The sequence below is a fragment of the Venatoribacter cucullus genome, from assembly GCF_016132445.1.
GTDB lineage: Bacteria > Pseudomonadota > Gammaproteobacteria > Pseudomonadales > Oceanobacteraceae > Venatoribacter > Venatoribacter cucullus.
Genome location: NZ_CP046056.1, coordinates 1,522,189 through 1,548,059, shown reverse-complemented (window position 1 = coordinate 1,548,059; position 25,871 = coordinate 1,522,189). Strand labels below are relative to the sequence as shown.

The 25,871-nt window shown below is 56.6% G+C and carries 27 protein-coding genes; 17 read left to right on the top strand and 10 right to left on the bottom strand.

Annotated elements, in window-relative coordinates; translation table 11 throughout:
- Positions 1-118: 118 nt before the first annotated feature.
- On the top strand, positions 119-1,093 hold the full coding sequence (gene cysB / locus GJQ55_RS07330; protein ID WP_228344331.1) for an HTH-type transcriptional regulator CysB: 975 nt from the start codon (positions 119-121) through the stop codon (positions 1,091-1,093).
- Between the two features lie 64 nt (positions 1,094-1,157).
- On the opposite strand, the gene GJQ55_RS07325 is transcribed toward cysB, so the two are convergent.
- Complete coding sequence (locus tag GJQ55_RS07325; protein WP_228344330.1) at positions 1,158-1,460, bottom strand: PilZ domain-containing protein; 303 nt, start codon at positions 1,458-1,460, stop codon at positions 1,158-1,160.
- 282 nt (positions 1,461-1,742) lie between these two features.
- Between GJQ55_RS07325 and GJQ55_RS07320 the strand changes: the two genes are divergently transcribed.
- The 7 genes from GJQ55_RS07320 to GJQ55_RS07290 all read left to right on the top strand — a co-directional run bounded on the left by GJQ55_RS07320 (position 1,743) and on the right by GJQ55_RS07290 (position 6,877).
- Positions 1,743-2,909: a SpoIIE family protein phosphatase gene (locus GJQ55_RS07320; RefSeq protein ID WP_228344329.1), complete on the top strand. Its 1,167-nt coding sequence runs from the start codon at positions 1,743-1,745 to the stop codon at positions 2,907-2,909.
- The gene (locus GJQ55_RS07315) at positions 2,906-3,397 is read left to right on the top strand and encodes an STAS domain-containing protein (protein ID WP_228344328.1); all 492 of its coding nucleotides are present in this window, start codon (positions 2,906-2,908) and stop codon (positions 3,395-3,397) included. The genes GJQ55_RS07320 and GJQ55_RS07315 overlap by 4 nt, the downstream gene beginning before the upstream one ends.
- Positions 3,398-3,421: 24 nt before the next feature.
- Positions 3,422-4,447 (top strand): NAD(P)H-dependent glycerol-3-phosphate dehydrogenase, encoded by a 1,026-nt coding sequence (locus tag GJQ55_RS07310; RefSeq protein ID WP_228344327.1) that lies wholly within the window; start codon positions 3,422-3,424, stop codon positions 4,445-4,447.
- A gap of 23 nt (positions 4,448-4,470) precedes the next feature.
- The gene (locus tag GJQ55_RS07305; RefSeq protein ID WP_228344326.1) at positions 4,471-4,770 is read left to right on the top strand and encodes a DUF4389 domain-containing protein; all 300 of its coding nucleotides are present in this window, start codon (positions 4,471-4,473) and stop codon (positions 4,768-4,770) included.
- Entirely contained in the window at positions 4,767-5,231 is a 465-nt protein-coding gene (sixA, locus tag GJQ55_RS07300; protein WP_228344325.1) for a phosphohistidine phosphatase SixA, read from the top strand. The genes GJQ55_RS07305 and sixA overlap by 4 nt, the downstream gene beginning before the upstream one ends.
- Positions 5,232-5,298: 67 nt before the next feature.
- Positions 5,299-6,150, top strand: coding sequence for an alpha/beta fold hydrolase (locus GJQ55_RS07295; protein ID WP_228344324.1), 852 nt, complete (start codon positions 5,299-5,301; stop codon positions 6,148-6,150).
- A complete protein-coding gene (locus GJQ55_RS07290) occupies positions 6,143-6,877 on the top strand; it encodes a lipoprotein intramolecular transacylase Lit (RefSeq protein ID WP_228344323.1) in 735 nt (244 codons plus the stop codon). Before GJQ55_RS07295 ends, GJQ55_RS07290 begins: the two co-directional genes overlap by 8 nt.
- 1 nt (position 6,878) lies before the next feature.
- Here GJQ55_RS07290 and GJQ55_RS07285 read toward each other — a convergent pair whose 3' ends face one another.
- Genes GJQ55_RS07285 through GJQ55_RS07275 form a run of 3 tightly spaced genes read right to left on the bottom strand, consistent with a single transcriptional unit; the run spans position 6,879 to position 9,407 of the window.
- Positions 6,879-7,499: an RluA family pseudouridine synthase gene (locus GJQ55_RS07285; RefSeq protein WP_228344322.1), complete on the bottom strand. Its 621-nt coding sequence runs from the start codon at positions 7,497-7,499 to the stop codon at positions 6,879-6,881.
- Positions 7,496-8,836, bottom strand: coding sequence for a prephenate-dependent tRNA uridine(34) hydroxylase TrhP (trhP, locus tag GJQ55_RS07280; protein WP_228344321.1), 1,341 nt, complete (start codon positions 8,834-8,836; stop codon positions 7,496-7,498). The genes GJQ55_RS07285 and trhP overlap by 4 nt, the downstream gene beginning before the upstream one ends.
- A 55-nt stretch (positions 8,837-8,891) precedes the next feature.
- Positions 8,892-9,407 (bottom strand): hypothetical protein, encoded by a 516-nt coding sequence (locus GJQ55_RS07275; protein ID WP_228344320.1) that lies wholly within the window; start codon positions 9,405-9,407, stop codon positions 8,892-8,894.
- A 393-nt stretch (positions 9,408-9,800) separates the two neighbouring features.
- Here GJQ55_RS07275 and GJQ55_RS07270 point away from each other — a divergent pair, with 393 nt between their 5' ends.
- The gene (locus tag GJQ55_RS07270; RefSeq protein ID WP_228344319.1) at positions 9,801-10,157 is read left to right on the top strand and encodes a hypothetical protein; all 357 of its coding nucleotides are present in this window, start codon (positions 9,801-9,803) and stop codon (positions 10,155-10,157) included.
- Positions 10,158-10,159: 2 nt separating this feature from the next.
- Here the strand turns inward: GJQ55_RS07270 and GJQ55_RS07265 are convergent, their stop codons facing one another.
- From GJQ55_RS07265 to GJQ55_RS07240, 6 genes are all read right to left on the bottom strand, one after another.
- Positions 10,160-11,227, bottom strand: coding sequence for a class I SAM-dependent methyltransferase (locus tag GJQ55_RS07265; RefSeq protein WP_228344318.1), 1,068 nt, complete (start codon positions 11,225-11,227; stop codon positions 10,160-10,162).
- On the bottom strand, positions 11,227-11,604 hold the full coding sequence (locus tag GJQ55_RS07260) for a hypothetical protein (protein WP_228344317.1): 378 nt from the start codon (positions 11,602-11,604) through the stop codon (positions 11,227-11,229). Before GJQ55_RS07260 ends, GJQ55_RS07265 begins: the two co-directional genes overlap by 1 nt.
- A gap of 69 nt (positions 11,605-11,673) precedes the next feature.
- Positions 11,674-12,138: a flavodoxin family protein gene (locus tag GJQ55_RS07255; protein WP_228344316.1), complete on the bottom strand. Its 465-nt coding sequence runs from the start codon at positions 12,136-12,138 to the stop codon at positions 11,674-11,676.
- The gene (locus GJQ55_RS07250) at positions 12,135-13,088 is read right to left on the bottom strand and encodes a bifunctional enoyl-CoA hydratase/phosphate acetyltransferase (RefSeq protein ID WP_228344315.1); all 954 of its coding nucleotides are present in this window, start codon (positions 13,086-13,088) and stop codon (positions 12,135-12,137) included. Before GJQ55_RS07250 ends, GJQ55_RS07255 begins: the two co-directional genes overlap by 4 nt.
- 14 nt (positions 13,089-13,102) lie before the next feature.
- Positions 13,103-14,023 carry a universal stress protein UspE gene (uspE, locus tag GJQ55_RS07245; protein WP_228344314.1) on the bottom strand — a complete coding sequence of 307 codons (921 nt, stop codon included), beginning with the start codon at positions 14,021-14,023 and terminating at the stop codon, positions 13,103-13,105.
- Between the two features lie 71 nt (positions 14,024-14,094).
- Entirely contained in the window at positions 14,095-14,985 is an 891-nt protein-coding gene (locus GJQ55_RS07240; protein ID WP_228344313.1) for a LysR family transcriptional regulator, read from the bottom strand.
- 127 nt (positions 14,986-15,112) lie between these two features.
- Here GJQ55_RS07240 and leuC point away from each other — a divergent pair, with 127 nt between their 5' ends.
- The 8 genes from leuC to trpB all read left to right on the top strand — a co-directional run bounded on the left by leuC (position 15,113) and on the right by trpB (position 25,755).
- Complete coding sequence (gene leuC / locus GJQ55_RS07235; RefSeq protein WP_228344312.1) at positions 15,113-16,531, top strand: 3-isopropylmalate dehydratase large subunit; 1,419 nt, start codon at positions 15,113-15,115, stop codon at positions 16,529-16,531.
- An 11-nt stretch (positions 16,532-16,542) separates the two neighbouring features.
- Positions 16,543-17,181, top strand: a complete 639-nt coding sequence (gene leuD, locus GJQ55_RS07230; protein ID WP_228344311.1) for a 3-isopropylmalate dehydratase small subunit — start codon at positions 16,543-16,545, stop codon at positions 17,179-17,181.
- 206 nt (positions 17,182-17,387) lie between these two features.
- A complete protein-coding gene (leuB, locus tag GJQ55_RS07225) occupies positions 17,388-18,473 on the top strand; it encodes a 3-isopropylmalate dehydrogenase (RefSeq protein WP_228344310.1) in 1,086 nt (361 codons plus the stop codon).
- A gap of 2 nt (positions 18,474-18,475) precedes the next feature.
- Positions 18,476-19,597 carry an aspartate-semialdehyde dehydrogenase gene (gene asd, locus GJQ55_RS07220; RefSeq protein ID WP_228344309.1) on the top strand — a complete coding sequence of 374 codons (1,122 nt, stop codon included), beginning with the start codon at positions 18,476-18,478 and terminating at the stop codon, positions 19,595-19,597.
- A 260-nt stretch (positions 19,598-19,857) separates the two neighbouring features.
- Positions 19,858-23,037: a FimV/HubP family polar landmark protein gene (locus GJQ55_RS07215; protein ID WP_228344308.1), complete on the top strand. Its 3,180-nt coding sequence runs from the start codon at positions 19,858-19,860 to the stop codon at positions 23,035-23,037.
- A gap of 5 nt (positions 23,038-23,042) precedes the next feature.
- Complete coding sequence (truA, locus tag GJQ55_RS07210; protein WP_228344307.1) at positions 23,043-23,861, top strand: tRNA pseudouridine(38-40) synthase TruA; 819 nt, start codon at positions 23,043-23,045, stop codon at positions 23,859-23,861.
- Positions 23,862-23,915: 54 nt separating this feature from the next.
- Positions 23,916-24,563 (top strand): phosphoribosylanthranilate isomerase, encoded by a 648-nt coding sequence (locus GJQ55_RS07205; protein WP_228344306.1) that lies wholly within the window; start codon positions 23,916-23,918, stop codon positions 24,561-24,563.
- Positions 24,541-25,755, top strand: a complete 1,215-nt coding sequence (gene trpB, locus GJQ55_RS07200) for a tryptophan synthase subunit beta (RefSeq protein WP_267874224.1) — start codon at positions 24,541-24,543, stop codon at positions 25,753-25,755. Before GJQ55_RS07205 ends, trpB begins: the two co-directional genes overlap by 23 nt.
- The last annotated feature ends 116 nt before the right edge of the window (positions 25,756-25,871 follow it).

Below are 25,871 nucleotides of genomic sequence, written 5' to 3'. Positions count from 1 at the left end.
TTGAGTCTGAATGGCACAGAGGCTTTTTAAACAGCCAGTTTTTGCTTTAATAGACTTATGAAATAAAAAAACCGGTTTTTATAACAGCTCTTTTGGCTGCTGCCGGTATGGAGGATTTATGAAGTTGCAGCAACTGCGGTATATCTGGGAAGTCGCACATCACGACCTGAATGTCTCGGCGACCGCTCAGGTTCTCTACACCTCGCAACCTGGTATCAGTAAGCAGATCCGTTTGCTGGAAGATGAACTGGGTGTCGAGATTTTTGCCCGCAGCGGCAAGCATTTAACCCGTATTACACCAGCCGGCGAGTCTATTCTGCAGATTGCCGGCGAGATTCTGCGTAAGGTAGAAAGCATTAAGCAGGTCGCGCAGGAGTTCAGCGATGAGGCCCGCGGCAGTTTGTCCATTGCCACGACCCATACCCAGGCCCGCTATGCGCTGCCACAGGTGATTCGTGGGTTTATGCAGCACTATCCGGATGTTTCCCTGCACATGCATCAGGGCACGCCGATGCAGATTGCCGAAATGGCCGCCAACGGTACCACGGATTTTGCGATTGCCACCGAAGCCATGGAGTTATTCGGTGATCTGATCATGATGCCCTGTTATCGCTGGAACCGCAGCATTCTGGTACCGCGCAGTCACCCGCTGGCGCAGACCGGCCGGCCAACACTGGAGCAAATCGCCGCCTATCCGCTGGTGACCTATGTGTTTGGTTTTACCGGTCGCTCGCGTCTGGATGAAGCCTTCCGCAGTCGCGGTTTAACGCCACGGGTGGCCTTTACCGCTGCCGATGCTGACGTGATCAAAACCTATGTGCGGCTGGGTGTCGGGGTGGGGATTGTGGCGAGCATGGCGCTGGATCCACAGCTGGATGACGATCTGGTGGCGCTGGATGCCAGCCATCTGTTCGAGCCGAGTATTACCAAAATTGGTTTCCGTAAAGGAACCTTTTTGCGTGGTTATATGTACGATTTTATTCAGGCTTTTGCGCCGCACCTGACCCGGGAACTGGTTGATAAAGCGGTGCAATGTCATAACAAGCAGGACATTGATGATTTGTTCAGTGGCGTGAGCTTGCCGGAGCACTGACGCCGCGGCTTATCGCATGGGTTAAAAAGCATTCAGGCGCCTGTAGGCGCCTGAATGCTTTGGGTCAGATAAACCGCACTATATTCACGCCGATGCGGAATTCACCGGGGCCGGATTCCTGTACCCGGCAAATGCTCACCTCCGCTTCTAAGGGGGCGGTCGTACCGCCACCACTGGAAATAACCAGCCGTCCGGTTGTCTCTTCCGGTAACGCTTCACTGTGCAGTAACTGGGCACCGCTGCTGCTCAGATCGATGCAGATCAGGCGATAATGGTTGCCGTTGCTGAGTGTCAGTGTGGCAGGTGCGGAAACCTGCATACGGATGAAGTCACGTTTTTCATGGTAGCTTCTGGCCAGACCCGACATGGCATACTCCTTGTTGTTGGTTGTTCCGATCCTAGCACCGCTGTTGAAATTCTGTACAGTCTGAATCAGCGCTGCTTTTTGATTTGTGAACAGTCATACAGTAAACGCCGGTGCAATAAAAGAGTGGCCTGATGCCGGTGGCTTGATGCTGCCGTGCTGTGCGGCGGTTTGCTGCGATCCGGTGCGGAGTCAATGCCAATTCTGCTGAAATATGACACAGGGATTGCAAGGGACAGAAGTTGGGGGTAGTGTTCGCCCAATTATCGTCGCTGGGAGTGGGGAATGCCCGCAACAGTGCTGGTCATCGATGATTCAGCCAATCGCAACAATCTGGTCGCTTTACTGCAGAACAACGATTACAGGGTGTTGACCACGGATGCCGCCGGTGCCGTGTCAGAGTTGCAGGAAAGCTGTGCCGATGCCCTGATCTGCGATCTGTCGCTTAACCGCAAGCGCGGATTTGAATTGCTGGAACAGGTTAAAGCCGGTTACCCCGAACTGCCTGTTATTGTGCTGGCCGCCGGCAGTGTGATGGATGACGCCTTGCGTGCTCTGCGCCTGGGTGCTGACGATTACCTGATTACCCCCCTTGCCGATCCGGAAGTGCTGCTGCATTCGCTGCGCAAAGCCCTCGACCGTGCCCGTCTGGTCGCTGAAAATCACGCGTACCGTGACTATCTGGAAAAAACCAACACTGAGCTGCGCCGTAATCTGGAAGAACTGCGCAATGACCAGCTGGCCGGCCGTCAGGCCCAGCTGCGGATGTTGCCGGAGCCGTTGCAGCTGCAGGGCATTGAATGCAGCCATCGGCTGGTGCCATCACTGCTGCTCAGCGGTGACTTTCTCGATTATTTCTTACTGCCCGATAAGCGCCTGGTCTTTTACCTGGCCGATGTGTCCGGCCATGGTGCTTCATCAGCGTTCGTCACGGTGCTGCTGAAAAATCTGACCTATCGTTTACGGCGTAACCTGAAACGTGGTTCCAGTGATGATCTGCTGTACCCGGATCTGGTGCTGGAACGGATTAATTCCGAGTTGATGGCCTCCGAGCTGGATAAGCACTTGACCATGTTTTACGGTGTGATCGATCCGGCCACGATGAAGCTGCAATACAGCGTCGGCGGACATTTTCCGATGCCGGTATTGCTGCAGCAGGGGCAGGCCCGGTATCTGGAAGGTCGTGGTATGCCGGTCGGTCTGTTCCGTGAGGCAAAGTACGAAACCCATGAATACCAGTTGCAGCAGGATTTTCAGCTGCTGTTGTTTTCCGACGGTATTCTGGAAATTATTCCGCAGCCGTCGCTGCAGGAAAAAGAAGCCAGCCTGCTGGACATGGTCCGTATCAGTGCTGGCGATCTCGGACATCTGGCGGCATTGCTGCAGCTGGATGCGTTACCGGAAGTTCCGGATGATATTGCCATGATGGCCATTGGCCGGAGTAAGGTATGACATCAGGTAAAGTGCAGGTTGCTTTTTGTAAGGGCGTGCATGTTATTCGGCTGATCGGCGATGTGCGGCTGAATCTGTGTTCGGCGCTGGAACATTATCTGGACGATATTCTTAAAGCGCCCGACTTTAAGCAGGTATTGATCGATCTGTCGCAAACGGAAGGCATCGACAGCACCACGCTGGGACAGATCGCTAAAATCTCTATTTTGTGCCGCGACCGCTTCGGGTTTATGCCCACCATTGCCAGCCCCAACAGCGGTATTACCCGCATTTTGCTGAGCATGGGGTTTGATCAGGTTTTTCATATTATTCAGGAACCCTTTACGGATGAGGCTGAGTTCCGCGAATGGGCCGCCGATGCCGTTGATGAAGACAAAGCCCGGGAGCAGGTTATTTCCGCGCACCGGGTACTGATGAGTCTGAACGATAAAAATAAAGATGCATTCCGCGAGCTGGTGGATTCCCTTGAATCCGCCCGGCCGCACTGACGCACAAAACACGCAGGGGGATCTGTGAGTATTCATACAGCAGCCGTGATTGGCGGCGGCAGTTTTGGCACTGTGGTGGCCAATATTCTGGCCGACAATAATATCGCCACCGTACAGTGGATGCGCAACGAAGAGGTTGCCGCCAGCATTAATAATCAGCACGAGAACCCGGTGTATCTGCCCGGGGTCAGCCTTAATCCGGCACTGCGGGCCAGCACCGATCTGCTGGCGGCGGTACAGGATGCCGAGGCCATTTTTGTATCGGTACCCAGCCAATCCGTCCGGGAAGTGGTGGCTGCCATCGCGCCTCACCTGCGTGCTGATCAGGCCCTGATCAGCACCACCAAGGGCATCGAGCCGGAAGGCTTCTTATTGATGAGCCAGGTGATCCGTGAGATTTGTCCGCACAATCCTATTGGTGTACTCAGTGGCCCTAATCTGGCCAAAGAAATTGGCCGCCGGGAACTGGCCGCCACCGTGATTGCCAGCGAAGACAGTGACTTGCGCCGTAATGTTCAGCAAGCGCTCAGCTGTACCTATTTCCGCGTTTATGCTTCCAATGATCTTTACGGTGTGGAGCTGAGCGGCGCGCTGAAAAACATCTATGCCATTGTGTCGGGTTTTGTCGCCGCGCTGGGCATGGGTGAGAACACCAAAAGCATGATCATTACCCGCTCACTGGCCGAAATGAGCCGTTTTGCCGTGGCGCTGGGTGCTAATCCGCTCACCTTCCTGGGCCTGGCCGGGGTCGGTGATCTGGTGGTTACTTGTATGTCACCGTTAAGCCGTAACTACCGTGTTGGTTACGCCATTGGTCAGGGCAAAAGTCTGGACGAAGCCATTACCGAACTGGGTGAAGTGGCAGAAGGTGTGAATACCTTGCGCTATGTCAGGGCGAAAGCGCAGGAATTAAGTATTTATATGCCACTGGTAATGGGGGCGTACGAAGTGCTGTTTAACGGCGCCGATCCGCGCCGGGTGGCTGAAGGTCTGATGACCGGTGATCACACCTCGGATGTTGAGTTTGCATTACCACGCTGCGAAATCTGATTCACCGTTTAACCGGAACTTCTATGAGCGAATTTAAAAGCAACGTCACGTCCGATGCCTTCTGGTTACGGACGCTTTATATGGTGGCGTTTTTCCTGGTTTACCGGGTCATTGACCTGCTGGTGCTGTTGCTGACCGTGGTGCAGTGGTTTTTCCGTCTGTTTACCGGCCAGCCACAGGCTGAGTTGGCGGTTTTTGCCACCGCTCTGGGCGTTTATGTGCAGCAGATCGTGCATTATCTGGCCGGCCGCACGGAAGAAAAACCCTATCCGTTTCAGGATTGGCCGGCCTTGCCGCCAACCAATCCGGACGGCGGCGAATGAAAGTCTGTATCGTCCGCCATGGATCGGCTGTCAGTGGCGCCGTACAGGACCAGACCCGCGAATTAACCGAAAAAGGCCAGCGTCAGGCCCAGGCCGCCGGCCAATGGCTGGCAGAGCAAAACCTCAACAACCCACTGTTGCTGTGCAGCCCTTACCGCCGTACCCGGCAAACGGCCGCAGCCATTGCCGCAGCCCGCGGTATTACGGAATCAATAACGCCGGCACTGGTGCCGGAAGCCGATGTTCGTCATCTGTTAGACGAGCTGTCACAACAACAGCGTGACCTGATTCTGGTTTCGCATCTGCCGTTGGTGGGCCATTTAGCGGCTTTGTTGGTGGATGGCCGCATCTATGATCAACCCTGGTCACCGGCCGAATGCTGGTTACTGCATGGCGACATCGCCGCGGCGGGCTGTATGAGCGTCGAAGCCGTCTGGTATCCGGTGCTGGCCGGAATCTGAAAGATGGGTTCCGCGCCGGGCGTGGTTGCGGCAGAATGCCCGCTGACCTGTCTGGCCGGAATTCTTTATGACTGAGCTGTCCTGCGCCTGCCGTTACGGCACGTTGCGTGGCGTTGTTTACGGTAACCCTGATCAACCCCTCTTACTGGCCCTGCATGGCTGGCTGGATAACGCTGCCAGCTTCAGCCGGCTGGCGCCATTGCTGGCAGATTACTGTGTGGTGGCAGTTGATTTACCCGGCCACGGGCATTCTGACTGGCTGGGTGAGGGCGGCGAGTACCTTATCTGGTCGTCGTTGCCGGCACTGACCGATTTAATTCATACCCATCCGCTGTTTCACGGTCGTTCCTTCCATTTGCTGGGTCACTCTATGGGGTCGGCGGCGGGATTACTGCTGGCGGCGGTGGTACCGGAGCGGCTGTTATCTTATATGGCGCTGGATGCACTGGGGCCGTTAACCACCGCACCGGCGCAGGCGCCGCAACAACTCGCCCAGGCGGTGCTGACGCAGCCAGCTGCAGAATCCCGGCGCTATCGTTCGGCAGCAGCGGCGCTGCAGGCGCGGCTGCGCAATAACCCGGAGTTAAGTGCCGATTGCATTGGCGCGGTAGTGGCGCGTAATTTACGCACGCTGGATAGCGGCGACGTGCAGTGGACGACGGATCCGCGGCTGCGGCTGCCGTCTTCGGTACGGTTAACCGACGAGCAGCTGCAGGCGTTTTTTCAGCAGCTGCCGGTGCCGGCGCTGGTAATCCGTGCTGAGCAAGGAATTATACCGTTGTCTGTTTTTCAGCAACGCCTGTCGTGGTTGCCGCAGGGGCAGTTAATCAGCCTGCCCGGGCATCATCATTTTCATCTGGAAGCATCCACCTGTGCCGCAGTGGCGACGGCCTTAAAGGAGTTTCTTACTCATGTCTGAACCGTTGGAAAAGTACCTGCAGGGGCTGTGGTTTAGCGCCCTGCTGGGGCTGTTACTCAGCTGTCTGGCCGCTAGCTGGTTGCTGCAGGCACAGGCCCATTACGGTTATGGTCTGTGGTATGAGGTGTATGACATCCGTGCTCATATTGACCGTTTCGGCCCGCAAAACCGTCATATTCAGGGGCTGGAGACACTGGAGAAGCCCGGGCATGTGCGGCTGTTCAATGCGATCAGTCAGGCGGTACACGAACAGGGTGACGGCCTGGCGGATATCCGCTTTGACTGGCGTGGCCGTTCACAGCCGCTGCTGCATAACGCCGAAGTGGTGCATCTGCAGGATGTGGCCAACTTAATTGATGCGCTGCGCACGGCGTCCTGGGTGATAGCCTGGCTGACGCTGGCCTTGCTGTGGTGGCTGTTACGGCAGGGCTGCCGGCCACTCTGGCGCGCGCAGGCGGTGTGGTTGGGAGGGCTTGTTCTGGTCACGCTGGCGCTGGTGTTTGCTATCGGCCCGAAGGCGGTGTTTTACCAGCTGCATGTGTGGATTTTTCCGGAAGGGAATCAGTGGTTCTTTTATTATCAGGATTCGCTGATGAGTACCTTGATGAAAGCGCCGTACCTGTTTGGTGGCATCGGTGCGGCCATTGTGGCCGGCGGTTTATTCTTATTCGGGCTGGCGTTGTGGCTGTTGCGCCGCGTATCCGGGCAGCAGCCACATTCGGCTTAAATCAAAAGGGTGCCGGCAGCACAAAGGCCAGCCGTTCGCCGCTGGAGGGGTGGTTAAAATCCAGTTCGCGGGCGTGCAGCATCAGGCGCGGGTTTTCTTTAGCGCTGTCCGGCGCGTAGAAGGGGTCGCCGATAATCGGGTGGCCGATGCTCAGCATGTGTAACCGTAACTGGTGTGAACGACCGGTTTGCGGATACAGCTCTACCCGGGTGAAGTCTTCGGTCTGTTCCAGCCGCTGCCAGCGGGTTAAGGCATAGCGGCCGTCGACGTGGCAGATTTTCTGCAGCGGCCGGTTCGGCCAGTCGACACAGATGGGCAGGTTCACACAGCCCCGGTTACCCTTCAGTTTGCCGATCAGCAGTGCTTCATACACTTTGCGGGTGGTTTGCTTTTCAAACTGTTGCTGCACAGCGGTTAACGCCGCTTTATTGCGGGCGTACACCAGAATACCAGAGGTATCCATATCCAGCCGATGAATAATATGCAGCTCGCCATGCACCGCCTGCAGGCGGGCATAGGCGCAGTCTTTGTTGTATAAGCCGGGTACACTCAGCAGCCCGGCCGGTTTGTTGATGACAATAATCTGGTCATCGATGTGCAGAATATCCGGAACCTGATTCATGCCTCGCCACCGGCATCCGGCAGATTGCGGATCAGCAGGGCTTTGCTGAGGTCGCCGCCGGGGCAGCCGGCGGGTTTCTGCAGACGCACCACAAAACCGGAACCCGGTGCATCGTTGCGCGGCTTACCGTGCTGATCGGTTAAGGCATCGAGAGTGAAGGTGAGGTTGCCGGCGGGGGTCATCAGTTCCAGCGAATCGCCCACCTGAAAGCGGTTTTTCACGTCCAGCAGCAAGGCATCGCCCTGATCGGCGATGACTTCGGCGACAAACTGCTGGTGGGTGCTGGTGGATACGCCGCGTTCGTAATTCTGATACTCATCGTGCACATGGCGGCGGAAGAAGCCTTCGGTGTAACCGCGGTTGGACATATTCTCCAGCGTATCCATCAGGTTTTTATCAAAACCACGGCCGGCAACGGCGTCATCAATGGCTTTGCGGTAGGCCTGAGCGGTGCGTGCGACGTAGTAATGTGACTTGGTACGGCCTTCGATTTTCAGCGAATGCACGCCCAGTTTTACCAGCTGCTCGATGTGCTGAATGGCGCGCAGATCGCGCGAATTCATAATGTAGGTGCCGTGCTCGTCTTCAAAGGCCGGCATGTATTCATTGGGGCGGTTGCCTTCCTGCAGCAGGAAGATTTTATCGGTGGGTTTACCCACGCCCAGCGTTGGATCGAACTCGTTCACCCCGGTCGGCACGACGTCACCGGACAGGGTTTCTTCTGCTTCATGGGCATCGTATTTCCAGCGGCAGGCGTTGGTGCAGGTGCCCTGATTCGGGTCGCGGTGATTCATATAGCCCGACAGCAGACAGCGGCCGGAGTAGGCAATACAGAGTGCGCCATGCACGAACACTTCGATTTCCATTTCCGGGCAACGCTGGCGGATCTCGGCGATTTCATCCAGTGATAACTCGCGCGACAGAATAATGCGGCTGACGCCCTGACGGCGCCAGAATTCCACCGACGCGTAATTGACCACGTTGGCCTGCACCGACAGATGCACCACCTGATCGGGCCAGCGGTCCTTCACCAGCATGATCAGGCCGGGATCGGACATAATCAGGGCATCGGGCTGCATGGCGATCACCGGTTCGATGTCGCGCATGTAGGTGTCGACTTTGCTGTTGTGCGGGGCAATGTTACTGGCGACGTAAAACTTCTTGCCCAGTTCATGGGCGCGACCGATGCCGTTGGCCAGATTATCGAGGGTGAAGTCGTTATTGCGGACGCGCAGGCTGTAGCGCGGCTGACCAGCATAAACGGCATCGGCGCCGTAAGCGAAGGCGTATTCCATATTGCGGATGGTGCCCGCCGGAGAAAGTAATTCTGGAGTCATGAAGCTGATTACCCACTGAAAAATGGCGGCATTATATCAGCTTCACGGGGCGGTATCAGTCGTTGCTGAGGCCGAACAGGCTGACATCGGCTTCCTGCAGCCAGACAAACCAGGCTTTGGGAAATGGCAGGCGGGTGTTGTCTTTGATCAGGTCCGGTAATTCCTGTTGCAGGCTGTGCCAGTACTGGCGCAGTTCCGTCGTTTCTGCCCCCAGCTCATCCATTTCGGCCCAGAGGGCTTCCAGGCTGCCGAGCAGTAATTCAGTGTCGTCACATTCGGGATCAAACAGGGTTTCACAGGCGCTGTGCAGGGCGGCGCAGCAGAATTGCAATAACCGCCAGGCCAGACTGTCGTCTTCCGGCTGGGCATCCCGCCAGTCACAGAAGGCTTCGTGGAAGCGCAGCAGATTGGCTTCGGATTTCAGCTCACCGCGTAACCAGGCCAGTAATTTGGTCTGCAGTTTCTGGTACGGCTCGGCACTGCTGTGCTGGGTTTCGGCCCAGAAGCTGACGTGCGGGGCGTTGATAACAGCAAGACTGGTGCAGAATGCGATGCGTTGGAACTGAGTCACGGTGAGAAGAATCCTGAGCAGAGAGTGGTGTAACCGGGGGCGGATTGTAACCTTTGTTGGTTGGATGGAACCATGGTTCTTTGCTGTTCGCTTGTGCGGGCTGTTTGGGCATTCATGTACCACTGGGGAGCGAATCCTCGTGGCTGCTCCGGCTCTGTGACGGGAGTCACAGAATAAGCATTTAGTTATGGAGGAGTAAGTGTTTAGATTGGCTTGATTTGAACCATTTTGGTGCATACTGGTCAGTGATACCGTGCCTTACAAGGGAATCCAGTTGTCACAAGGGTGCGGGGCCAACAAACGTTTGTTTAAAGCAGTCTTGACCGGGCTTGGCAGTCCCTTCAAGGTGGGTTATTGTGCGTTTTGTATACAGCTGCCAGGACAGGTAACATCATGGCCAATGTGAAATTAAAAGAAGAAGATCAGATTTTACTGCAGGGTGAGGCTGTTAATATCACCCCCCTTGGCTTTGATTGTGAGATTTCTCTGGATGCTATTCCAAGCCTGCGTGATGCTGCAGGTCGTTTCCGCATATTGGGTATGGAATTGCAATTGCAGGCTCATAAAGGCGCGGTGACGGTTTGTGGTTCTGCCAGTGTCTACTCTGTTCGCCGTGTTGCTCAGAACACAGGCCTGCTGACGGCTCGCTTTGCTGACCTGCAACAAGACGCTTATCGCCTGATTGCCGAGCATCTCAGCCCGGTTGACGTGGTTTCTTTGGAGCAGGCACGGCATAAGCGCCGCGCCTGATCTTATTTCCGGCTCAGATACAGACTGAAGCGCGGATCTGACCCCAATGATTGCACCTGTCGGAACTCTTTATTCAGCACCGGCAAATACGGCAGGTGCCGGTTGGCGATCACCAGTAGTTTCCCATCCTTTGCCAGGCGCTGGCGACTTTCTTCGAACATTCTTACGGCAATATTGGTCAGTTGGCGGTGGCCGTCATGAAAGGGCGGATTACAGACTACCCAGTCCAGAGTTTCACTGACAGCACTCAGGCCATCCCCATGCCGTACCTCCGCGTTAATGCCCAACTGGGCCGCGTTATGCCGGGCCGAACGCACGGCCAGAAAAGAATCGTCGGTTAACATCAGCTGCTCAATCCGGTAGCGGTGCGCCAGCGTCAGGCCCAGCAAGCCATTGCCACAGCCCAGATCACAGAGCACACCGCCGTAGCCCGGATCGGGCAGGTCCAATAACACGCGGCTGCCGATATCCAGTTGCTCGCGGGCAAATACCCCGGGCAGTGCCTCAAACTGCAGCTGGTCAGGGCTGTGATAACCCCGCCAAAGAGGTTGGGCCGGTAAGGGCTGCGGCAGGGTGATTTCTACCAGCCGGGCTTTTTTCTGCACCTGACTTTGCCGGTAGCTGCCGGCGTGCTGTTCCAGCCACTGTAACCAGCTGACCGGCCAGTGTTTGGCCATGCCGGCAAGCACATAACGGGTCTGCGGGGCAAAGCGCTGCTGGCATTGCTGCAGCCAGAACTGCAGCAGTTCAAATTGTTTGGGAACCTTGATGAATACCAGGGTGGCGGCAGCTGGTAAATCCCCTTCCTGCCAGACGACGGCACCGCTCTGTAAGCATTGGTTGGCTTGCAGATTGCGCTGCGCGGCGGCTTGCGCCGAGGCACTGTCAGCCCAGACGGCCGCCTGTGGAAAGGCGCATTGCAGCGCTCCGTAGCGGTCGTTGATCAGTAAGTCCGGTGATTCGCCAGTGGCTGCCAGCAGTTCATCACCAGCGTCCCAGGGACGGGCGATATGCTCCGGCAGTGGCGGCCAACATTCGAGCTGCAGGCCGGTGGCTTCCCAGTGCGGCATCAGTAAATGTCGCCGATATCTTTGTTGTCGAGTTGATCCAGCAATGACTTTGGCCGCTCGGCCCGTTGCTTGTCCTGGCTGCTCGTTTCTTTCTCTGTTTTGGCCGTTCTGGCTGATTCTGCTTTAGCTGCGGCCTCTGCTGCCGCTTCGGCTTTGGCAAGAGCGGCTTTTTCAGCGGCTTTTTGTGCTGCTTTAGCGGCTTCGCTGGCGTCCGGATTTTCCAGCAGGAACTTTTCGTAAGCCGACAGGGTGCGGCGGCCTTTTACTCGTTTGCCGACCTGGCGATCAACACCAGCGGCTCTTTTTAATTTGGAAATGCTGCCGGTTTTAACGCTGTGGATACGCTTGAGAGAGCGGTTTTTTTTAACGCGGGTCATGATGAATGTTCTTCGCGGGGTTTATCTGGCCGGCTATTCTACCTGAGCCCCGGCGGTGGTGATACCGCTTCAGATAATGCCGGTATCAACCGCACTGGCCATGGCCTGAATCAGCTCCTGACTTTGTTGCAGGAAATCGTCCTGCCAGTCGCCACGCAGAATCAATGGCTCCTGAACCCAGCGCCAGCGCAGGCCGGTGGTGATGGTTTCCAGTGCCCGCCGGGTGCCGGTGCCATCGTGACCGGCGCGGATGATGGCGGCACAGGGTTTGCCCTGGGTGTGCTCCAGACAGGGATAGTAAACCCGGTCGAAATAGTCCTTCAGGGCACCGCTCATATAACCGAGGTTTTCCGGCGTCAGCAGCACAATGGCTGAGGCCACCAGTGTATCCTCGGCATTGGCTTCCAGTGCAGCCCGGATCAAAAGTTTGGTGTGGTGGGTTTCGGCAGCTGCAAAACCCTGCCGGCCAGCTTCCAGCAAGCGCTGCAGATTGGCGGAAGGGGCATGGGCCACGACCAGCAGGGTTTTGCTCATAGCGGTACGGGTGCCAGTGCCTGAGCCAGGGCGCAGGACAGCAGACGGCCGGCCATTTTTTCAGCGCGACTGGTCAGCATGATGGGTACCCGGGCACCCACCAATAAACCGGCGGCCTGAGCATTGCCTAAATAAATAAGCTGTTTGGCCAGAATGTTGCCGGCTTCGAGGTCGGGTGCCAGCAGAATATCGGCATCACCGGCCACCGGCGAGGCAATGCCCTTACTGTTGGCGGCTTCCAGGTTAATGGCGTTGTCGATGGCCAGCGGGCCATCCAGCAGGGCGCCGGTAATCTGGCCGCGATCGGCCATCTTGCACAGAGCCGCGGCATCGATGGTGCTGGGAATCTCGGGTTTCACCTTTTCCACGGCACTGAGAATGGCCACCTTGGGCAGGCTCAGGCCCATGCTTTGGGCCAGCTGCACGGCATTGATGATGATGTCTTTTTTGGTGCGCAGATCGGGGTGAATATTGATAGCGGCATCGGTGATGTACAGCGGTTTCGGGTAGGACGGCACATCCAGAAAAAACACATGGCTGATGCGGCGCTCGGTGCGGATGCCACGGGTTTTATCCAGTACGGCACCGAGCAGTTCATCGGTGGCAATGCTGCCTTTCATCAGGGCGGTGACTTCGCCGCTGCGGACCATGGCGACGGCGGTTTCCGCCGCCTGGTGGCTGTGTTCGGTGATGCGGATTTCAATGCCGCTGATATCCACACCGGCAGCGCTGGCACAGTCACGGATTTTATGTTTCGGGCCGACCAGAATGGCCTGTATCATGCCCAGCCGGTGCGCCGCGACGGCCCCTTCCAGGGAATCCGGGCTGGCTGGGTGGACGACGGCTGTGGGCATGGCGGGGCGCAACAGCGCCTGCTCATAGAGGCGGCGCATGTGCGGGTGGTCAGCGGTGCTCTGCAGGATTTCCTGATGCAGTGCCTGGGTGTCCATAGAAACTCCTGTTTTTATTCAGCGTCCGGGCTGACACCGTCTGAGGGTTTGATAACGATGACGTCGCAGTTCACTTTATCCACCAGCTGCTCGGCGGTGTTGCCGATGAGGACGCCGGCCAGACCGGTGCGGCCAATACTGCCGACCACCACCAGATCCGCTTCGGTTTCTTCCGCCACCCGGGCCACGACGTTTTCCGGATCACCTTCGCCGATATGAATATGGTCGGCATTGATGTTGTATTTACGCGCCCATTGTTCGCAGGCGTCTTCGTGCTGTTCGTGGATATAGTGCTGAATATCATCCGGTGCACTGACTTCCGGCACCATCGCAAAGGCTACCGACACCAGCGGGTAGGCGTTGACCAGATGCAGGTCGGTTTCAAAGTGGTCCGACAGGTGTTCGGCGTAGGACAGAATATTGTCGTTGATCAGCTGGTGGCCTTTATCCGGTGAGGTGGCATCAATACAGGCCAGCACGCGGTTGTGGCGCCAGGGCTGAGCCGATTTCACCAGCATCACCGGGGCCGGGCAGTGGCGCAGCAGATTCCAGTCGGTATGGGTGAAAATGCGGTCGAGCAGGTTGTGCGGGCCAGTGCCTTTGATGACCAGATCAAAATCCTGCTGGCGCAGTGATTCCAGAACCGCTTCGTGTATGTGTTTCTGCCAGTGCACTTCGGTGCGGATGGTCAGGTCGGTGGCTTCGGCAGTAAAGCTGTCGAGCCAATGCTCTGATTTCTGCAGCAGGGCGTGTTTCACCTTGTTGCGGGTTTCGGCATCCAGAGTGGAGCTGTCTTCGCAATAGGCATCCCAGGTGCGGGTCAGCAGCGTGAGGTCGGCATCCAGCGAGCGGGCCAGCCATAAGGCCCGGTCAAGGGCGATTTGTTCCGGGTGGTCCTGATCGAGTACGACCAGAATATGATTGATATCCAGCATAAGCCTGCTCCTGTTTGGCCTGTTTATATCAGTACCTTAACGACCCGATGATGAACCCGCGTTGTTTTGTGTCAAGCACCCGGACATTGCTGCTGCAAAATCGCCATAAAGGCCCGCGCTGCATTGCTGAGCGTGCGGGCGCGCAGATGAATCAGCCCCAGTGAACGCTGCAGCGGCGGCCCGGGCCAGAGCAGTGGCTGCAGGCTGTTGTCGAGCATGGTGCGGGGCAGTACGCTCCAGCCCATGCCCACCGACACCATCATTTTGATGGTTTCCAGATAATTGGTCGGCATCGGCGCGTGCAGCATCAGCCCGGCGTTACGGAATAACCGCTCGACCAGCTGGAAGGTAATGGTGTCGGCTTCCGGCAAAATCGCCGGGGTCGCGGCCAGATCCTGCAACGTCACTTTGTGCCGGCGGGTTAAGGGATGATCCGGTGCACACACGCACAGCATATCGTCCTGCCAGAGTGGCAGCGCCTCAATGCTGTCAGACAGGGATTGATTCAGCTGTTCATCCAGTGTGGTCAGGGCCAGTTCGACCTGGCGCAGGGCGATGGCCTGATAGGCACGTTCCGACCCCATAAAACTGAGGTTGAGCTGAGCGGCCGGATAGCGGGCGGTGAATTCGCGCAGCACCGGCGGCAGCCGGTGTAAGCCAATATGGTGGCTGGTGGCCAGCGACAGGGTGCCTGTAACTTCGCTGTCGAAGCTGTGCAGTTCCTGCTCGGTGTCGGCGACCAGGTCCAGAATTTGCCGGGCGCGCGGGAGCAGTGCATGTCCGGCTTCCGTCAGACTGATGGTGCGGTTGTGGCGGTCAAACAGCGGCGTGTTCAGCTGCTGCTCCAGTTGCTGAATGCGTTTGCTGACCGCTGACTGGGTTAAATGCAAGTGTTCTGCCGCCTGCGAGAACGACTGGTGTTCGGCCACGGCCAGAAAGGCCCGTAAGGATTGTGTATCCATAGTGTACTGCCATTTGGATTCCCGAATGGAATGAATATCAGGAAAATTATGAATTTGAGTTGTTTAGCAGATGGCGTATTCTGAGGCAATCAAAAACCGTTAGTCTGATGAACAAGAGGACATCCCGATGGCTGGGAAAACCCTGTACGACAAACTCTGGGATCAGCACGTTGTTAAACAGCGTGATGATGGTACGGCGCTCATTTACATCGACCGCCAGTTGCTGCACGAAGTCACCTCGCCGCAGGCCTTTGAAGGTCTGCGCATTGCCGGCCGTAAGCCGTGGCGTCTGGATGCCAACCTGGCCACTCCCGACCATAACGTGTCGACCGATAAAGGCGAACGTGAAGCGGGCATTGACGGCATCAAAGACCCGGTTTCCCGTATTCAGGTAAGAACCCTGGATGAAAACTGCGATTACTTCGGCATTACCGAATTCAAAATGGCCGACAAGCGTCAGGGCATTGTGCACGTGGTCGGACCTGAGCAGGGCGCCACTCTGCCGGGTATGACCGTGGTGTGTGGCGATTCCCATACCGCGACTCATGGCGCATTTGCGGCACTGGCGCACGGTATCGGCACGTCTGAAGTGGAGCACGTGCTGGCCACTCAGTGTCTGATTCAGCGCAAGATGAAAAACCTGCTGATCCGTGTTGAGGGTGAGCTGGGTAAAGGCATTACCGGTAAAGACGTGGTGCTGCACATCATTGGTGTGATCGGTACTGCCGGCGGTAACGGCACGGCGATGGAATTTGGTGGCTCTGCCATTCGTTCGCTGAGCATGGAAGCCCGTATGACCATGTGCAACATGGCCATTGAAGCCGGTGCCCGTGTCGGCCTGGTGGCGTTTGATGAAAAAACCGCTGAGTACGTGAAAGGCCGCCCGTACGCTCCGAAAGGCGCGCACTGGGAGATGGCACTGGAAGCGTGGAAGGATCTGGTGTCTGACGACGATGCCAAATTCGACAAGATCGTCGAAATCCGTGCCGAAGACATCAAGCCACAAGTCACCTGGGGTACCTCACCCGAGATGGTGACCACCGTCGACGCTACCGTACCGACGCTGGACGATGCCAAAGACGACGTGGAGCGCTCGGCGTTCAAGCGTGCCTACGAGTACATGGGGCTGCAAGCCGGTCAGCCAATGACCAGCATTCAGCTGGACCGTGTGTTCATCGGTTCCTGCACCAACTCCCGTATCGAAGACCTGCGCGCCGCTGCGGCAGTGGCCAAAGGCCGTAAGGTGGCGGGCACCATTAAGCAGGCGCTGGTGGTTCCGGGTTCTGGTCTGGTGAAAGAACAGGCGGAACAAGAAGGTCTGGACAAGATTTTCCTTGAAGCCGGTTTCGAATGGCGTGAGCCGGGTTGCTCCATGTGTCTGGCGATGAACGCCGACAAACTGGGCAACGGTGAGCATTGCGCGTCCACCTCCAACCGTAACTTCGAAGGCCGTCAGGGCTACGGTGGCCGTACGCACCTGGTCAGCCCGGCGATGGCAGCGGCTGCAGCCATTGCCGGTCACTTTGTTGACGTGCGTGAATTTTGAGAGGGCAGAGCATGAAAGCATTTACCGTACACACCGGTATCGTGGCTCCGATGGATCGCCCGAATATCGATACCGATATGATCATTCCGAAGCAGTTCCTGAAGTCGATCAAGCGTTCCGGCTTCGGCCCGAACCTGTTCGATGAACTGCGTTACCTGGACGAAGGTCAGCCGGACGCGGATAACACCGGTCGTCCGCTGAACCCCGATTTTGTACTGAATAAGCCGCGTTATCAGGGCGCCTCGGTGCTGCTGGCGCGCGAAAACTTTGGGTGCGGCTCCAGCCGTGAACACGCGCCCTGGGCGCTGGAAGACTTCGGTTTCCGTGCCATTATCGCGCCAAGCTACGCCGACATTTTCTTCAATAACAGCTTCAAGAACGGCTTGTTGCCGATCGTGTTGGATGAGAAGAGCGTTGATGAGCTGTTCAAGGCGGTAGAAGCCAACGAAGGCTACCAGCTGACCGTGGACTTGGAAGCGCAGGTCGTGCGTACACCGGATGGCAAAGAATATGGCTTTGAAGTGGATGCGTTCCGTAAGCACTGCCTGCTGAATGGCCTCGATGATATCGGCCTGACTTTGCAGGATGCGGACGCGATCCGGGCTTATGAAGAGAAGCGTAAAACAGTTGCTCCCTGGTTGTTTGCCTGAGTTTATTGAGCTGCCCGAATAAGCAGCGCTGTATCGAATACTTCGGCTGACGTAGGGCGGCCCGGAAGATTGTCGTGCTGACCGTGTGCGCCATGGATGGCGCACTCGAGCCCCCAGGGATGGGTTTACGGCGAGTCAGCGCGGTAACTTCCGGGCAATAGCCCTTACGGCACTGAAACCTAATTCTGATTTAAAAGAGATTGAGTATGTCTAAGAAAGTACTGGTTCTGCCGGGCGATGGTATTGGCCCGGAAATCGTTGCCGAAGCCGTTAAGGTTCTCGATGTTGTGAACGCCAGATTCGGCCTGGGTCTGGCCATGGAAGAAGGCCTGCTGGGTGGCGCTGCGTATGATGTGCACGGCAAACCACTGCCGGAAGTGACCATGGAACAAGCCCGCGCGGCCGACGCCATTCTGCTTGGTGCGGTGGGTGGTCCGAAGTGGGACACGCTGCCGGATCGTGAATTGCGCCCGGAAAAAGGTCTGCTTGGTCTGCGCGGTGGTCTGGAGCTGTTTGCCAACCTGCGTCCGGCCATTCTGTATCCGCAACTGGCGGCCGCTTCTACCCTGAAGCCTGAAGTGGTTTCTGGTCTGGATATTCTGATTGTGCGCGAACTGACCGGTGGTATTTATTTCGGTCAGCCGCGTGGTATCCGCACGCTGGAAAATGGCGAACGTCAGGGTTACAACACCGACGTCTACAGCGAAAGCGAAATCCGTCGTATCGCTAAAGTGGCATTTGAAGCCGCGCAGAAACGCGGTAAAAAGCTGTGCTCAGTCGACAAAGCCAACGTGCTGGAAGTGACGGTGCTGTGGCGTGAGATTGTGAACGAAGTGGCCAAAGATTATCCGGACGTTGAGGTTTCTCACATGTACGTTGATAACGCCGCTATGCAGCTGGTGCGTGCGCCGAAGCAGTTCGATGTGATGGTCACCGGCAACCTGTTCGGCGATATTCTGTCGGATGCTGCTGCCATGCTGACCGGTTCTATCGGTATGTTGCCGTCAGCGTCGCTGGACAAGAACAACAAGGGTATGTACGAGCCGTGTCACGGTTCTGCACCGGATATCGCCGGCAAGGGCATCGCTAACCCGCTGGCCACGATTTTGTCAGCGGCTATGATGCTGCGGTATTCTCTGAATGCAGCAGCGGCTGCGGATGCCATTGAAGCCGCGGTCAGCAACGTGCTGGATCAAGGTCTGCGTACCGGTGATATCTGGTCTGAAGGTATGACCCGGGTGAATACACAAGAAATGGGTGCAGCGGTTTTGGCTGCCCTGCAAGAGGTTTGATTATGTCTGTGCAAAAAGTGGGTCTGGTAGGCTGGCGCGGCATGGTAGGTTCCGTGCTGATGCAGCGTATGGAAGAAGAGCGTGACTTCGACCTGATTCAGCCGGTGTTTTTTACCACCTCCCAGAAAGGTAAGGCGGCACCGCAGTTCGGCGGCAAAGACTGTGGTCTGCTGGAAGATGCCTTTGATCTCGATGCGCTGAAAGCACTGGATATCATCATCACCTGTCAGGGTGGTGATTACACTAAAGAAGTGTATCCCAAGCTGCGTGAAGCCGGCTGGAATGGTTACTGGATCGACGCGGCGTCTTCACTGCGCATGGCCGATGACGCCATCATCATCCTGGATCCGGTCAACCTGAACGTGATTAAAGACGGTATCAGCAACGGCGTTAAAACCTATGTTGGTGGCAACTGCACGGTCAGCCTGATGCTGCTGGCCATTGGTGGTCTGTTTGAGAAAGGTCTGGTGGAGTGGGTTGCACCGCAGACGTATCAGGCCGCTTCCGGTGCCGGTGCGCAGAACATGCGTGAACTGATTGCGCAGATGGGTGCGGTACACGGCAATGTGCAGGACAAGCTGGAGAATCCGGCCTCAGCAATTCTGGATATCGATCGTCAGGTGGCAGAGTTTATCCGCAGCGACGCCATGCCGACCGAACAGTTTGGTGTGCCGCTGGCCGGCAGCCTGATTCCTTACATTGATTCGCAGCTGGCCTCGGGTCAGAGCCGTGAAGAGTGGAAGGCGCAGGTAGAAGCCAATAAGATTATGGGCCGCAGCGACCAGCAGATTCCGATTGACGGTCTGTGTGTGCGTGTCGGGGCTATGCGTTGTCACAGCCAGGCGCTGACCATCAAGCTGAATAAAGATCTGCCGCTGGCCGAAATCGAAGCCATTATTGCCGGCCATAACGATTGGGTGAAAGTAATCCCGAACGAGCGTGATGCCAGCATGAAAGAGCTGACGCCAGCCAAGGTAACCGGCACCCTGAGTATTCCGGTGGGGCGTATCCGTAAGCTGAATATGGGCCCGGAATACATCTCGGCGTTTACTGTGGGTGATCAGCTGTTATGGGGCGCGGCCGAACCGCTGCGCCGTATGCTGCGCATCCTGCTGGCAGCCTGATTACAGGTTTTGCAGTAACCAAAAACGGGGCGCTGTGCCCCGTTTTTCATTCAACTTCTCCAAAATGTGACCTAACTCTTTCTTTCGTATCGCATTTATAAAGGTTGCCCCGGGCAAAACATTGCGCAAAGCAGTTTTATATTTGATACTTAGCCGGCTTATGAACGGAATCTATAAGTAAGCTGGGTTAGGAATATCTCGACGACATTGTTCAAAAACAATACGGGGCGAAGAATCGCCGTGACAACAAGGAAGCATCAATGAAGCGCCTAATTGCTAATATCCTCGTGGCAGCCGGTGGATTGACAGCCTCTTCTCAGTTATTGGCGCTGGGTCTGGGTGAATTAACACTGCAATCGGCATTGAATCAGCCGTTGCGTGCAGAAATTGAACTGGTCGACAGCAAAGGCTTAACCGAGTGGGAAATCAAACCCGCCCTGGCCAGCCAGGCCGATTTTGAACGGGCCGGCGTTGAGCGTGAATTTTTCCTGACCAGCATCGCCTTCAAAGTAGAAAACAACCGTATTGTTCTGTCATCGCGTGAGCCGGTGAACGAACCCTTTCTGAATTTCCTGATTGAGCTGAACTGGCCATCCGGCCGTGTACTGCGTGAATACACGGTGCTGCTCGATCCTCCGGTATTTGAAGAAACCAGCTATCAGCCTGCGGTAAAAGCCCCGGCCGCTGTTACTGAAACGGTCGATGTACCGGTGCAGTCAGCCCCGGCAGCGGTGAATCGCTGGGACTCAGAACCGGCCGCTGCCGGTACCTACAAAGTGAAAAAAGACGATACCCTGTGGGATATCGCACTGCAGACCCGTCCATCTGCTGCCATTACTGCGCAGCAAATGATGATCGCCCTGCAACAACAGAATCCCGATGCCTTTATCGGTGGCAATATCAACCGCCTGAAAAGCCATCAGGTGTTGCGCATTCCCGATGCAGAAGCCGTTCGTGCCGTTGCTTTTACTCAGGCGGTAGCGGAAGTTGCCCGTCAGAACCGTGCGTTGCAGCCGGGCGTAGCCCAGGTCGATGCAACCGGCCGGGGTGCTGATGCACCGGTTGCCAAAGCAGGCAAAGAGGGTGGTGAAGTCCGCTTGCTGTCTGCTGGTGCCGAAGAAGCTGAATCAGCCGCTGCCGGCGGTGAAATTGCTGGTGGACTGGGCTCTGATCGTCAGCAGGCACTGGAAAATGATCTCGCCATTGCGTTGGAAAATGTTGACAAGGGTCGTCGTGAAAACGAAGAGCTGCGCAAACGTCTGGAAGCGCTGGAAGAACAGATTAATACCCTGCAGCGTCTGATCAGCCTGAAAGATGACCAGCTGGCGGGTATGCAGGTACCGCAGCAGGAGGCAGCTGCTGAGGCCGCTGCGCCTGTTAACGAAACCGAAGCCGCTGGTACAGAAACCGAAGCGGGTGCTGCTGAGCCGGCCGCGGTTGATTTCAATTACACAGCTCCTGCGGCAGAAGCCGGTGCTGAAGGTGCTGTTGCTGAAGGTGCTGTTGAAGATGGCACCGCAGCGACCACAGAAGAAAGCGCAGAAGCCATTGCTGCCCGTGAAGCAGCAGAAGCCAAAGCCCGTCGCGACCGCATTGCGGCCATGATTGCCGAACAGGAACAACAGCAGCGTCCGCAGCCGACCTTGCTGGACGAGCTGATGGCCAACCCGCTGATTCCGGCCGCAGCGGCAGCCTTGCTGCTGTTGCTGGTACTGCTGCTGGTGCGTGTGCTGAAAAAGCGCAAAGAAGCAGCTGCGGCGGAAGACGACAGCTTTGATGAGCAGGAACTGGCGGAATTCAGTGCCGCAGATCTGGCTGACGATGCGCTGGATGAATTTGATTTTGATGATGACGATCTGCGTGATAACCGCAGCGCCGCGGTGGCGTCGCCGGTTGCAGATGACGAAATTCACGAAGAACATTTTGAAACCGTTGCCCAAACCGAAGATGCCATCAGTGAGTCTGATATTTACATCGCTTACGGCAAGTTTGAGCAAGCTGTCGATCTGCTGCAGTCGGCTATTGAGCAGGAGCCCAGCCGCACCGATCTGCGTCTGAAACTGCTGGAAGTCTACGTGGAAATGGATGATGCCCGTGCTTTTGCCAATGCTGAAGCTGAGCTGGCCTCATTGGGTGATCGTGCTGCGGTTGAAGAAGCCCGTAACATGCGCCAGCGTCTGTCATCACCGCTGGAACCTGCTGCAGCCGGTATTGCCGGTGCGGTAACCGGTGGCGCTGCCGCGGCTGCGCTGTCTCTGGATGATGATATTCCGGATCTCGATGCCGATCTGGGTGATGAGTTTGCTGATGGTATGGATTTCGGTGATGCACTGGATATGGCCGATGAGTCAGCAGACGTTGTCAGCCTGAATTCACCGGCCCCGGAGGCGGATGTCCCGGTGCTGGATGCCGGGCTGGACGATGTTGCGGATGACGCACTCGACTTTGATTTTGATATTGGTGGTGATGAAGCACCGCTGTCGGCAGAAGAGCCGCAGCCTGTCGCCACCAACGCTGATACCGGTCTGGATTTTGATATTTCCGATTTCGGTATGGATGATGATGCCAATACTGAAACAGCCTCAGAGGCAGCGGAATACGTTGCGGAAGATGTTGCGGCGGTGGTTGCGGAAAGTGATGATCTGCTTGAATTTGACCTCAGTTCGCTGGATGACTCCGCTGCTTCTGTAACAGAAACCGCAGATGAAACCGCAGTACCTGTTGAAGACGATGCTGATGACCTGCTGGATTTCGAGCTGCCGGTTGCTGATGCAGCGGCCGAGCCTGCTGAATCAACGGCTGATGATGCGATGGATTCACTGGAGTCCTTGCTGGATGGTGAAACCGAAGGTGATGCCGATCTGGGTGAGCTGTCTTTTGATTTGGACGAGCCGGCCGGCTTCGCCGAAACCAGTGACACCGATGGCCTCGCTGCTTTGGACAGTGAACTGGATGCCGCGCTGAATGCCGATGATGATCTGAGTTCAGATCTGGCGGCATTGTCTGATGATCTGGAAACCGGATCAGACGCTGAAGCGGAAGATGCTTTCTCGCTGGATGATGAATTCAGTCTGGATGATGTACCGGCCCTCACTGAAGAGCCGGAGGCCGTTACCGCCGCTGATGATTTCAGCTTTGATGATGTACCGGCTCTGACTGAAACTGCAGAGGATGTTGCCGGGCCTGCCGTGACACCGGCACCGGCGGCGGCAGACTCAACAGCTGCGGGTGAAATCGATCTGGATCAGCTGGCTGCAGCCGATGATGAGTTTGATTTCCTCGCCGGTACCGATGAATGCGCCACCAAGCTGGATCTGGCCCGTGCCTACATCGATATGGAAGATTTTGATGGTGCGCGTGAACTGCTGCAGGAAGTCATGCAGGAAGGCAGCGACCAGCAGAAAACCGACGCCCGTTCTTTGCTCAGTAATATGGCCTGATTTGAATGGCCGAACTGCAGCGCTACGCTGCCGTCGTGGAATACAACGGTGCTTGTTTCCACGGCTGGCAGCGCCAGAAACACCACGATGAACCCTCTGTACAGGCCGCTCTTGAAGCGGCCATTTCACAGGTCGCCAATCACCCGGTAGATATTGTCTGCGCTGGGCGCACCGACGCCGGTGTGCACGCTACCCGGCAGGTAATCCACTTCGATACCAGCGCCCGCCGCAGTGATTACGGCTGGCTGATGGGTGTTAATACCAATCTGCCGGCTGGTGTGGCGTTGCAGTGGGTTGGTGCGGTGGATAATGAATTTCATGCGCGCTTTCGCGCCCAGGCCCGCCGTTATCGGTATCTGATTAATAATGCCCCGGCCAAGCAGGCGCTGCAGCACGATCAACTGACCTGGTGGCGTTATCCGCTGGATGAGCAGCGTATGCACGATGCAGCTCAGCTGCTGCTGGGTGAGCACGATTTTTCGGCGTTCCGCGCCAAAGACTGTCAGGCTAAATCCCCCATCAAAACCATGCGTCATATTCAGGTTAAGCGCTGGGGCAATATTGTCATGCTGGAACTGGAAGCCAGTGCCTTTCTGTACCACATGGTGCGCAATATCGTTGGCGTTTTGCTGCCGATCGGGGAAGGGCATAAGCCGGTCGAATGGATGACCGAGGTACTGCAAACCCGCGACCGCAAGCAGGCCGGTATTACCGCCCCGGGTGAAGGGTTGTACTTTGTCGGTGTGCATTACCCGGAGCAGTATCAGGCCATTCCCTGTCAGCCCTATGGCCCGGTACTGCTGGAGCCGGTGCTTAACCGCTGAACCTTACTGCATCCCCTGTTAAACTGCCGGCATGATCATCTGCTGGTATTTTTTATGTCTGTTAAGCAACGCCGTACCCGACTGAAAATCTGTGGCATTACCCGCCCGCAGGATGCGCTGGCCGTGGTGCAGGCAGGGGCCGATGCTATTGGCCTGGTCTTTTATGCACCCAGCCCGCGCGCAGTGGATATTGCCATGGCGCAGGCGGTGGTGGCGGTTGTCCCGGCTTTTGTGACCGTTACGGCGCTGTTTGTGGATCCCACTGCAGACGAGGTGCAAAAGGTTCTGGATAGCGTTAGAATCGACCTGATCCAATTCCACGGTGATGAAGAAGATGACTTCTGCAGTCAGTTCAACCGTCCCTACATCAAAGCCATCCGTGTCCGGCAAGCGTCGGATGTGGTGGCGTCGTGCCTGCGCTTCCCAGGCGCATTGGCAGTTCTCCTAGACAGCTATAAACCGGGCGTGCCCGGTGGTACCGGCGAGACCTTTGACTGGTCGCTGGTGCCGGATGAACTACCCAAACCCATTATTCTTGCCGGTGGTCTGACCATCGCTAACCTTGCCTCTGCGATACGTCAGGTGCGGCCTTTTGCCGTCGACGTCAGTGGCGGCGTGGAAGCGGACAAGGGCATTAAAGACCCCGGCAAAATCACAGCATTTGCTGACGAGGTGTATCGTGTCGATCAAGAATCCGTTTGATGTTGAACTGCCGGATGCGCGTGGCCATTTCGGTATTTTCGGTGGCCGCTTTGTGTCAGAAACCCTGACCGCAGCACTGGAAGAGCTGACCGCAACCTATGAGAAACTGCGTCATGACCCGGATTTCCAGCGCCAGTTTGATCATGACCTGGCTCATTATGTAGGCCGGCCATCGCCGCTGTATCTGGCTGAGCGCTTAACCGCTGCCTGCGGTGGTGCACAGATCTGGCTGAAGCGGGAAGACCTGAACCATACCGGTGCGCATAAAGTGAATAACACCATTGGTCAGGCGCTGCTGGCCAAATTTATGGGCAAAAAGAAAGTGATCGCCGAAACCGGTGCCGGTCAGCACGGTGTGGCGTCTGCTACCGTGGCTGCACGTTTTGGCCTGGAGTGTAAGGTGTTTATGGGCTCGACCGACGTAGAGCGCCAGAAGCTTAATGTGTACCGCATGAAGCTGCTGGGTGCCGAAGTCGAGTCGGTTACCTCCGGTACCAAAACCCTGAAAGACGCCATGAACGAAGCCATGCGTCACTGGGTGACGCATGTGGACGATACCTTCTACATCATTGGCACTGCCGCCGGCCCGCACCCATATCCGATGCTGGTGCGTGATTTCCAGAGTGTGATCGGCCGTGAAGTGAAGCGTCAGAGTGTCGAGCATTTTGGTCGTCAGCCGGATGCACTGGTTGCCTGTGTGGGGGGTGGTTCCAATGCCATTGGTCTGTTCCATCCCTACATTAAAGACACTGAGGTCGCCATGTACGGCGTGGAAGCCGGTGGTCTGGGACTCGATGGTAACGACCATGCTGCGCCGCTGAACAAAGGTCGTCCGGGCGTGTTGCATGGCAACCGGACTTATCTGATGGAAGATGAAAACGGCCAGATCATGGGTACGCACTCCATCTCTGCCGGTTTGGATTACCCCGGTGTTGGCCCAGAACACAGCTGGCTGAAAGACGTCGGTCGTGCCAATTATGTGGCCGCGACGGACGACGAAGCGCTGGATGCGTTCCACAAGCTGACGCAGCTGGAAGGCATTATGCCGGCGCTGGAGTCGGCGCATGGTGTGGCCTTTGCCATGAAGCTGGCGGCGACCATGCGTCCGGATCAGCATATTGTGGTGAATCTGTCAGGACGTGGCGATAAAGATATCCATACCATTGCCGCTCTCGACGGCGTAACAGCCTAAGTTGTTCGGAGCTGCTGCGCGCGGCCGTTCGGGGCTGCTGCGCTTGGAAATACGGCGTTAAAAATCACTTCGGGATGCTCATTTATGACGTATAAACTGCGCTCCCTCAGTGATTT

Coding starts and splice junctions, on each gene's coding strand:
- leuD (WP_228344311.1), top strand. CDS start 16,543: ATGAAAGCATTTACCGTACACACCGGTATCGTGGCTCCGATGGATCGC.
- GJQ55_RS07295 (WP_228344324.1), top strand. CDS start 5,299: ATGACTGAGCTGTCCTGCGCCTGCCGTTACGGCACGTTGCGTGGCGTT.
- truA (WP_228344307.1), top strand. CDS start 23,043: ATGGCCGAACTGCAGCGCTACGCTGCCGTCGTGGAATACAACGGTGCT.
- GJQ55_RS07240 (WP_228344313.1), bottom strand. CDS start 14,985: ATGGATACACAATCCTTACGGGCCTTTCTGGCCGTGGCCGAACACCAG.
- GJQ55_RS07250 (WP_228344315.1), bottom strand. CDS start 13,088: ATGGACACCCAGGCACTGCATCAGGAAATCCTGCAGAGCACCGCTGAC.
- trhP (WP_228344321.1), bottom strand. CDS start 8,836: ATGACTCCAGAATTACTTTCTCCGGCGGGCACCATCCGCAATATGGAA.
- uspE (WP_228344314.1), bottom strand. CDS start 14,023: ATGCTGGATATCAATCATATTCTGGTCGTACTCGATCAGGACCACCCG.
- GJQ55_RS07255 (WP_228344316.1), bottom strand. CDS start 12,138: ATGAGCAAAACCCTGCTGGTCGTGGCCCATGCCCCTTCCGCCAATCTG.
- GJQ55_RS07270 (WP_228344319.1), top strand. CDS start 9,801: ATGGCCAATGTGAAATTAAAAGAAGAAGATCAGATTTTACTGCAGGGT.
- GJQ55_RS07265 (WP_228344318.1), bottom strand. CDS start 11,227: ATGCCGCACTGGGAAGCCACCGGCCTGCAGCTCGAATGTTGGCCGCCA.
- leuC (WP_228344312.1), top strand. CDS start 15,113: ATGGCTGGGAAAACCCTGTACGACAAACTCTGGGATCAGCACGTTGTT.
- sixA (WP_228344325.1), top strand. CDS start 4,767: ATGAAAGTCTGTATCGTCCGCCATGGATCGGCTGTCAGTGGCGCCGTA.
- GJQ55_RS07290 (WP_228344323.1), top strand. CDS start 6,143: ATGTCTGAACCGTTGGAAAAGTACCTGCAGGGGCTGTGGTTTAGCGCC.
- GJQ55_RS07205 (WP_228344306.1), top strand. CDS start 23,916: ATGTCTGTTAAGCAACGCCGTACCCGACTGAAAATCTGTGGCATTACC.
- asd (WP_228344309.1), top strand. CDS start 18,476: ATGTCTGTGCAAAAAGTGGGTCTGGTAGGCTGGCGCGGCATGGTAGGT.
- cysB (WP_228344331.1), top strand. CDS start 119: ATGAAGTTGCAGCAACTGCGGTATATCTGGGAAGTCGCACATCACGAC.
- leuB (WP_228344310.1), top strand. CDS start 17,388: ATGTCTAAGAAAGTACTGGTTCTGCCGGGCGATGGTATTGGCCCGGAA.
- GJQ55_RS07325 (WP_228344330.1), bottom strand. CDS start 1,460: ATGTCGGGTCTGGCCAGAAGCTACCATGAAAAACGTGACTTCATCCGT.
- GJQ55_RS07260 (WP_228344317.1), bottom strand. CDS start 11,604: ATGACCCGCGTTAAAAAAAACCGCTCTCTCAAGCGTATCCACAGCGTT.
- GJQ55_RS07315 (WP_228344328.1), top strand. CDS start 2,906: ATGACATCAGGTAAAGTGCAGGTTGCTTTTTGTAAGGGCGTGCATGTT.
- GJQ55_RS07320 (WP_228344329.1), top strand. CDS start 1,743: ATGCCCGCAACAGTGCTGGTCATCGATGATTCAGCCAATCGCAACAAT.
- GJQ55_RS07285 (WP_228344322.1), bottom strand. CDS start 7,499: ATGAATCAGGTTCCGGATATTCTGCACATCGATGACCAGATTATTGTC.
- GJQ55_RS07305 (WP_228344326.1), top strand. CDS start 4,471: ATGAGCGAATTTAAAAGCAACGTCACGTCCGATGCCTTCTGGTTACGG.
- GJQ55_RS07215 (WP_228344308.1), top strand. CDS start 19,858: ATGAAGCGCCTAATTGCTAATATCCTCGTGGCAGCCGGTGGATTGACA.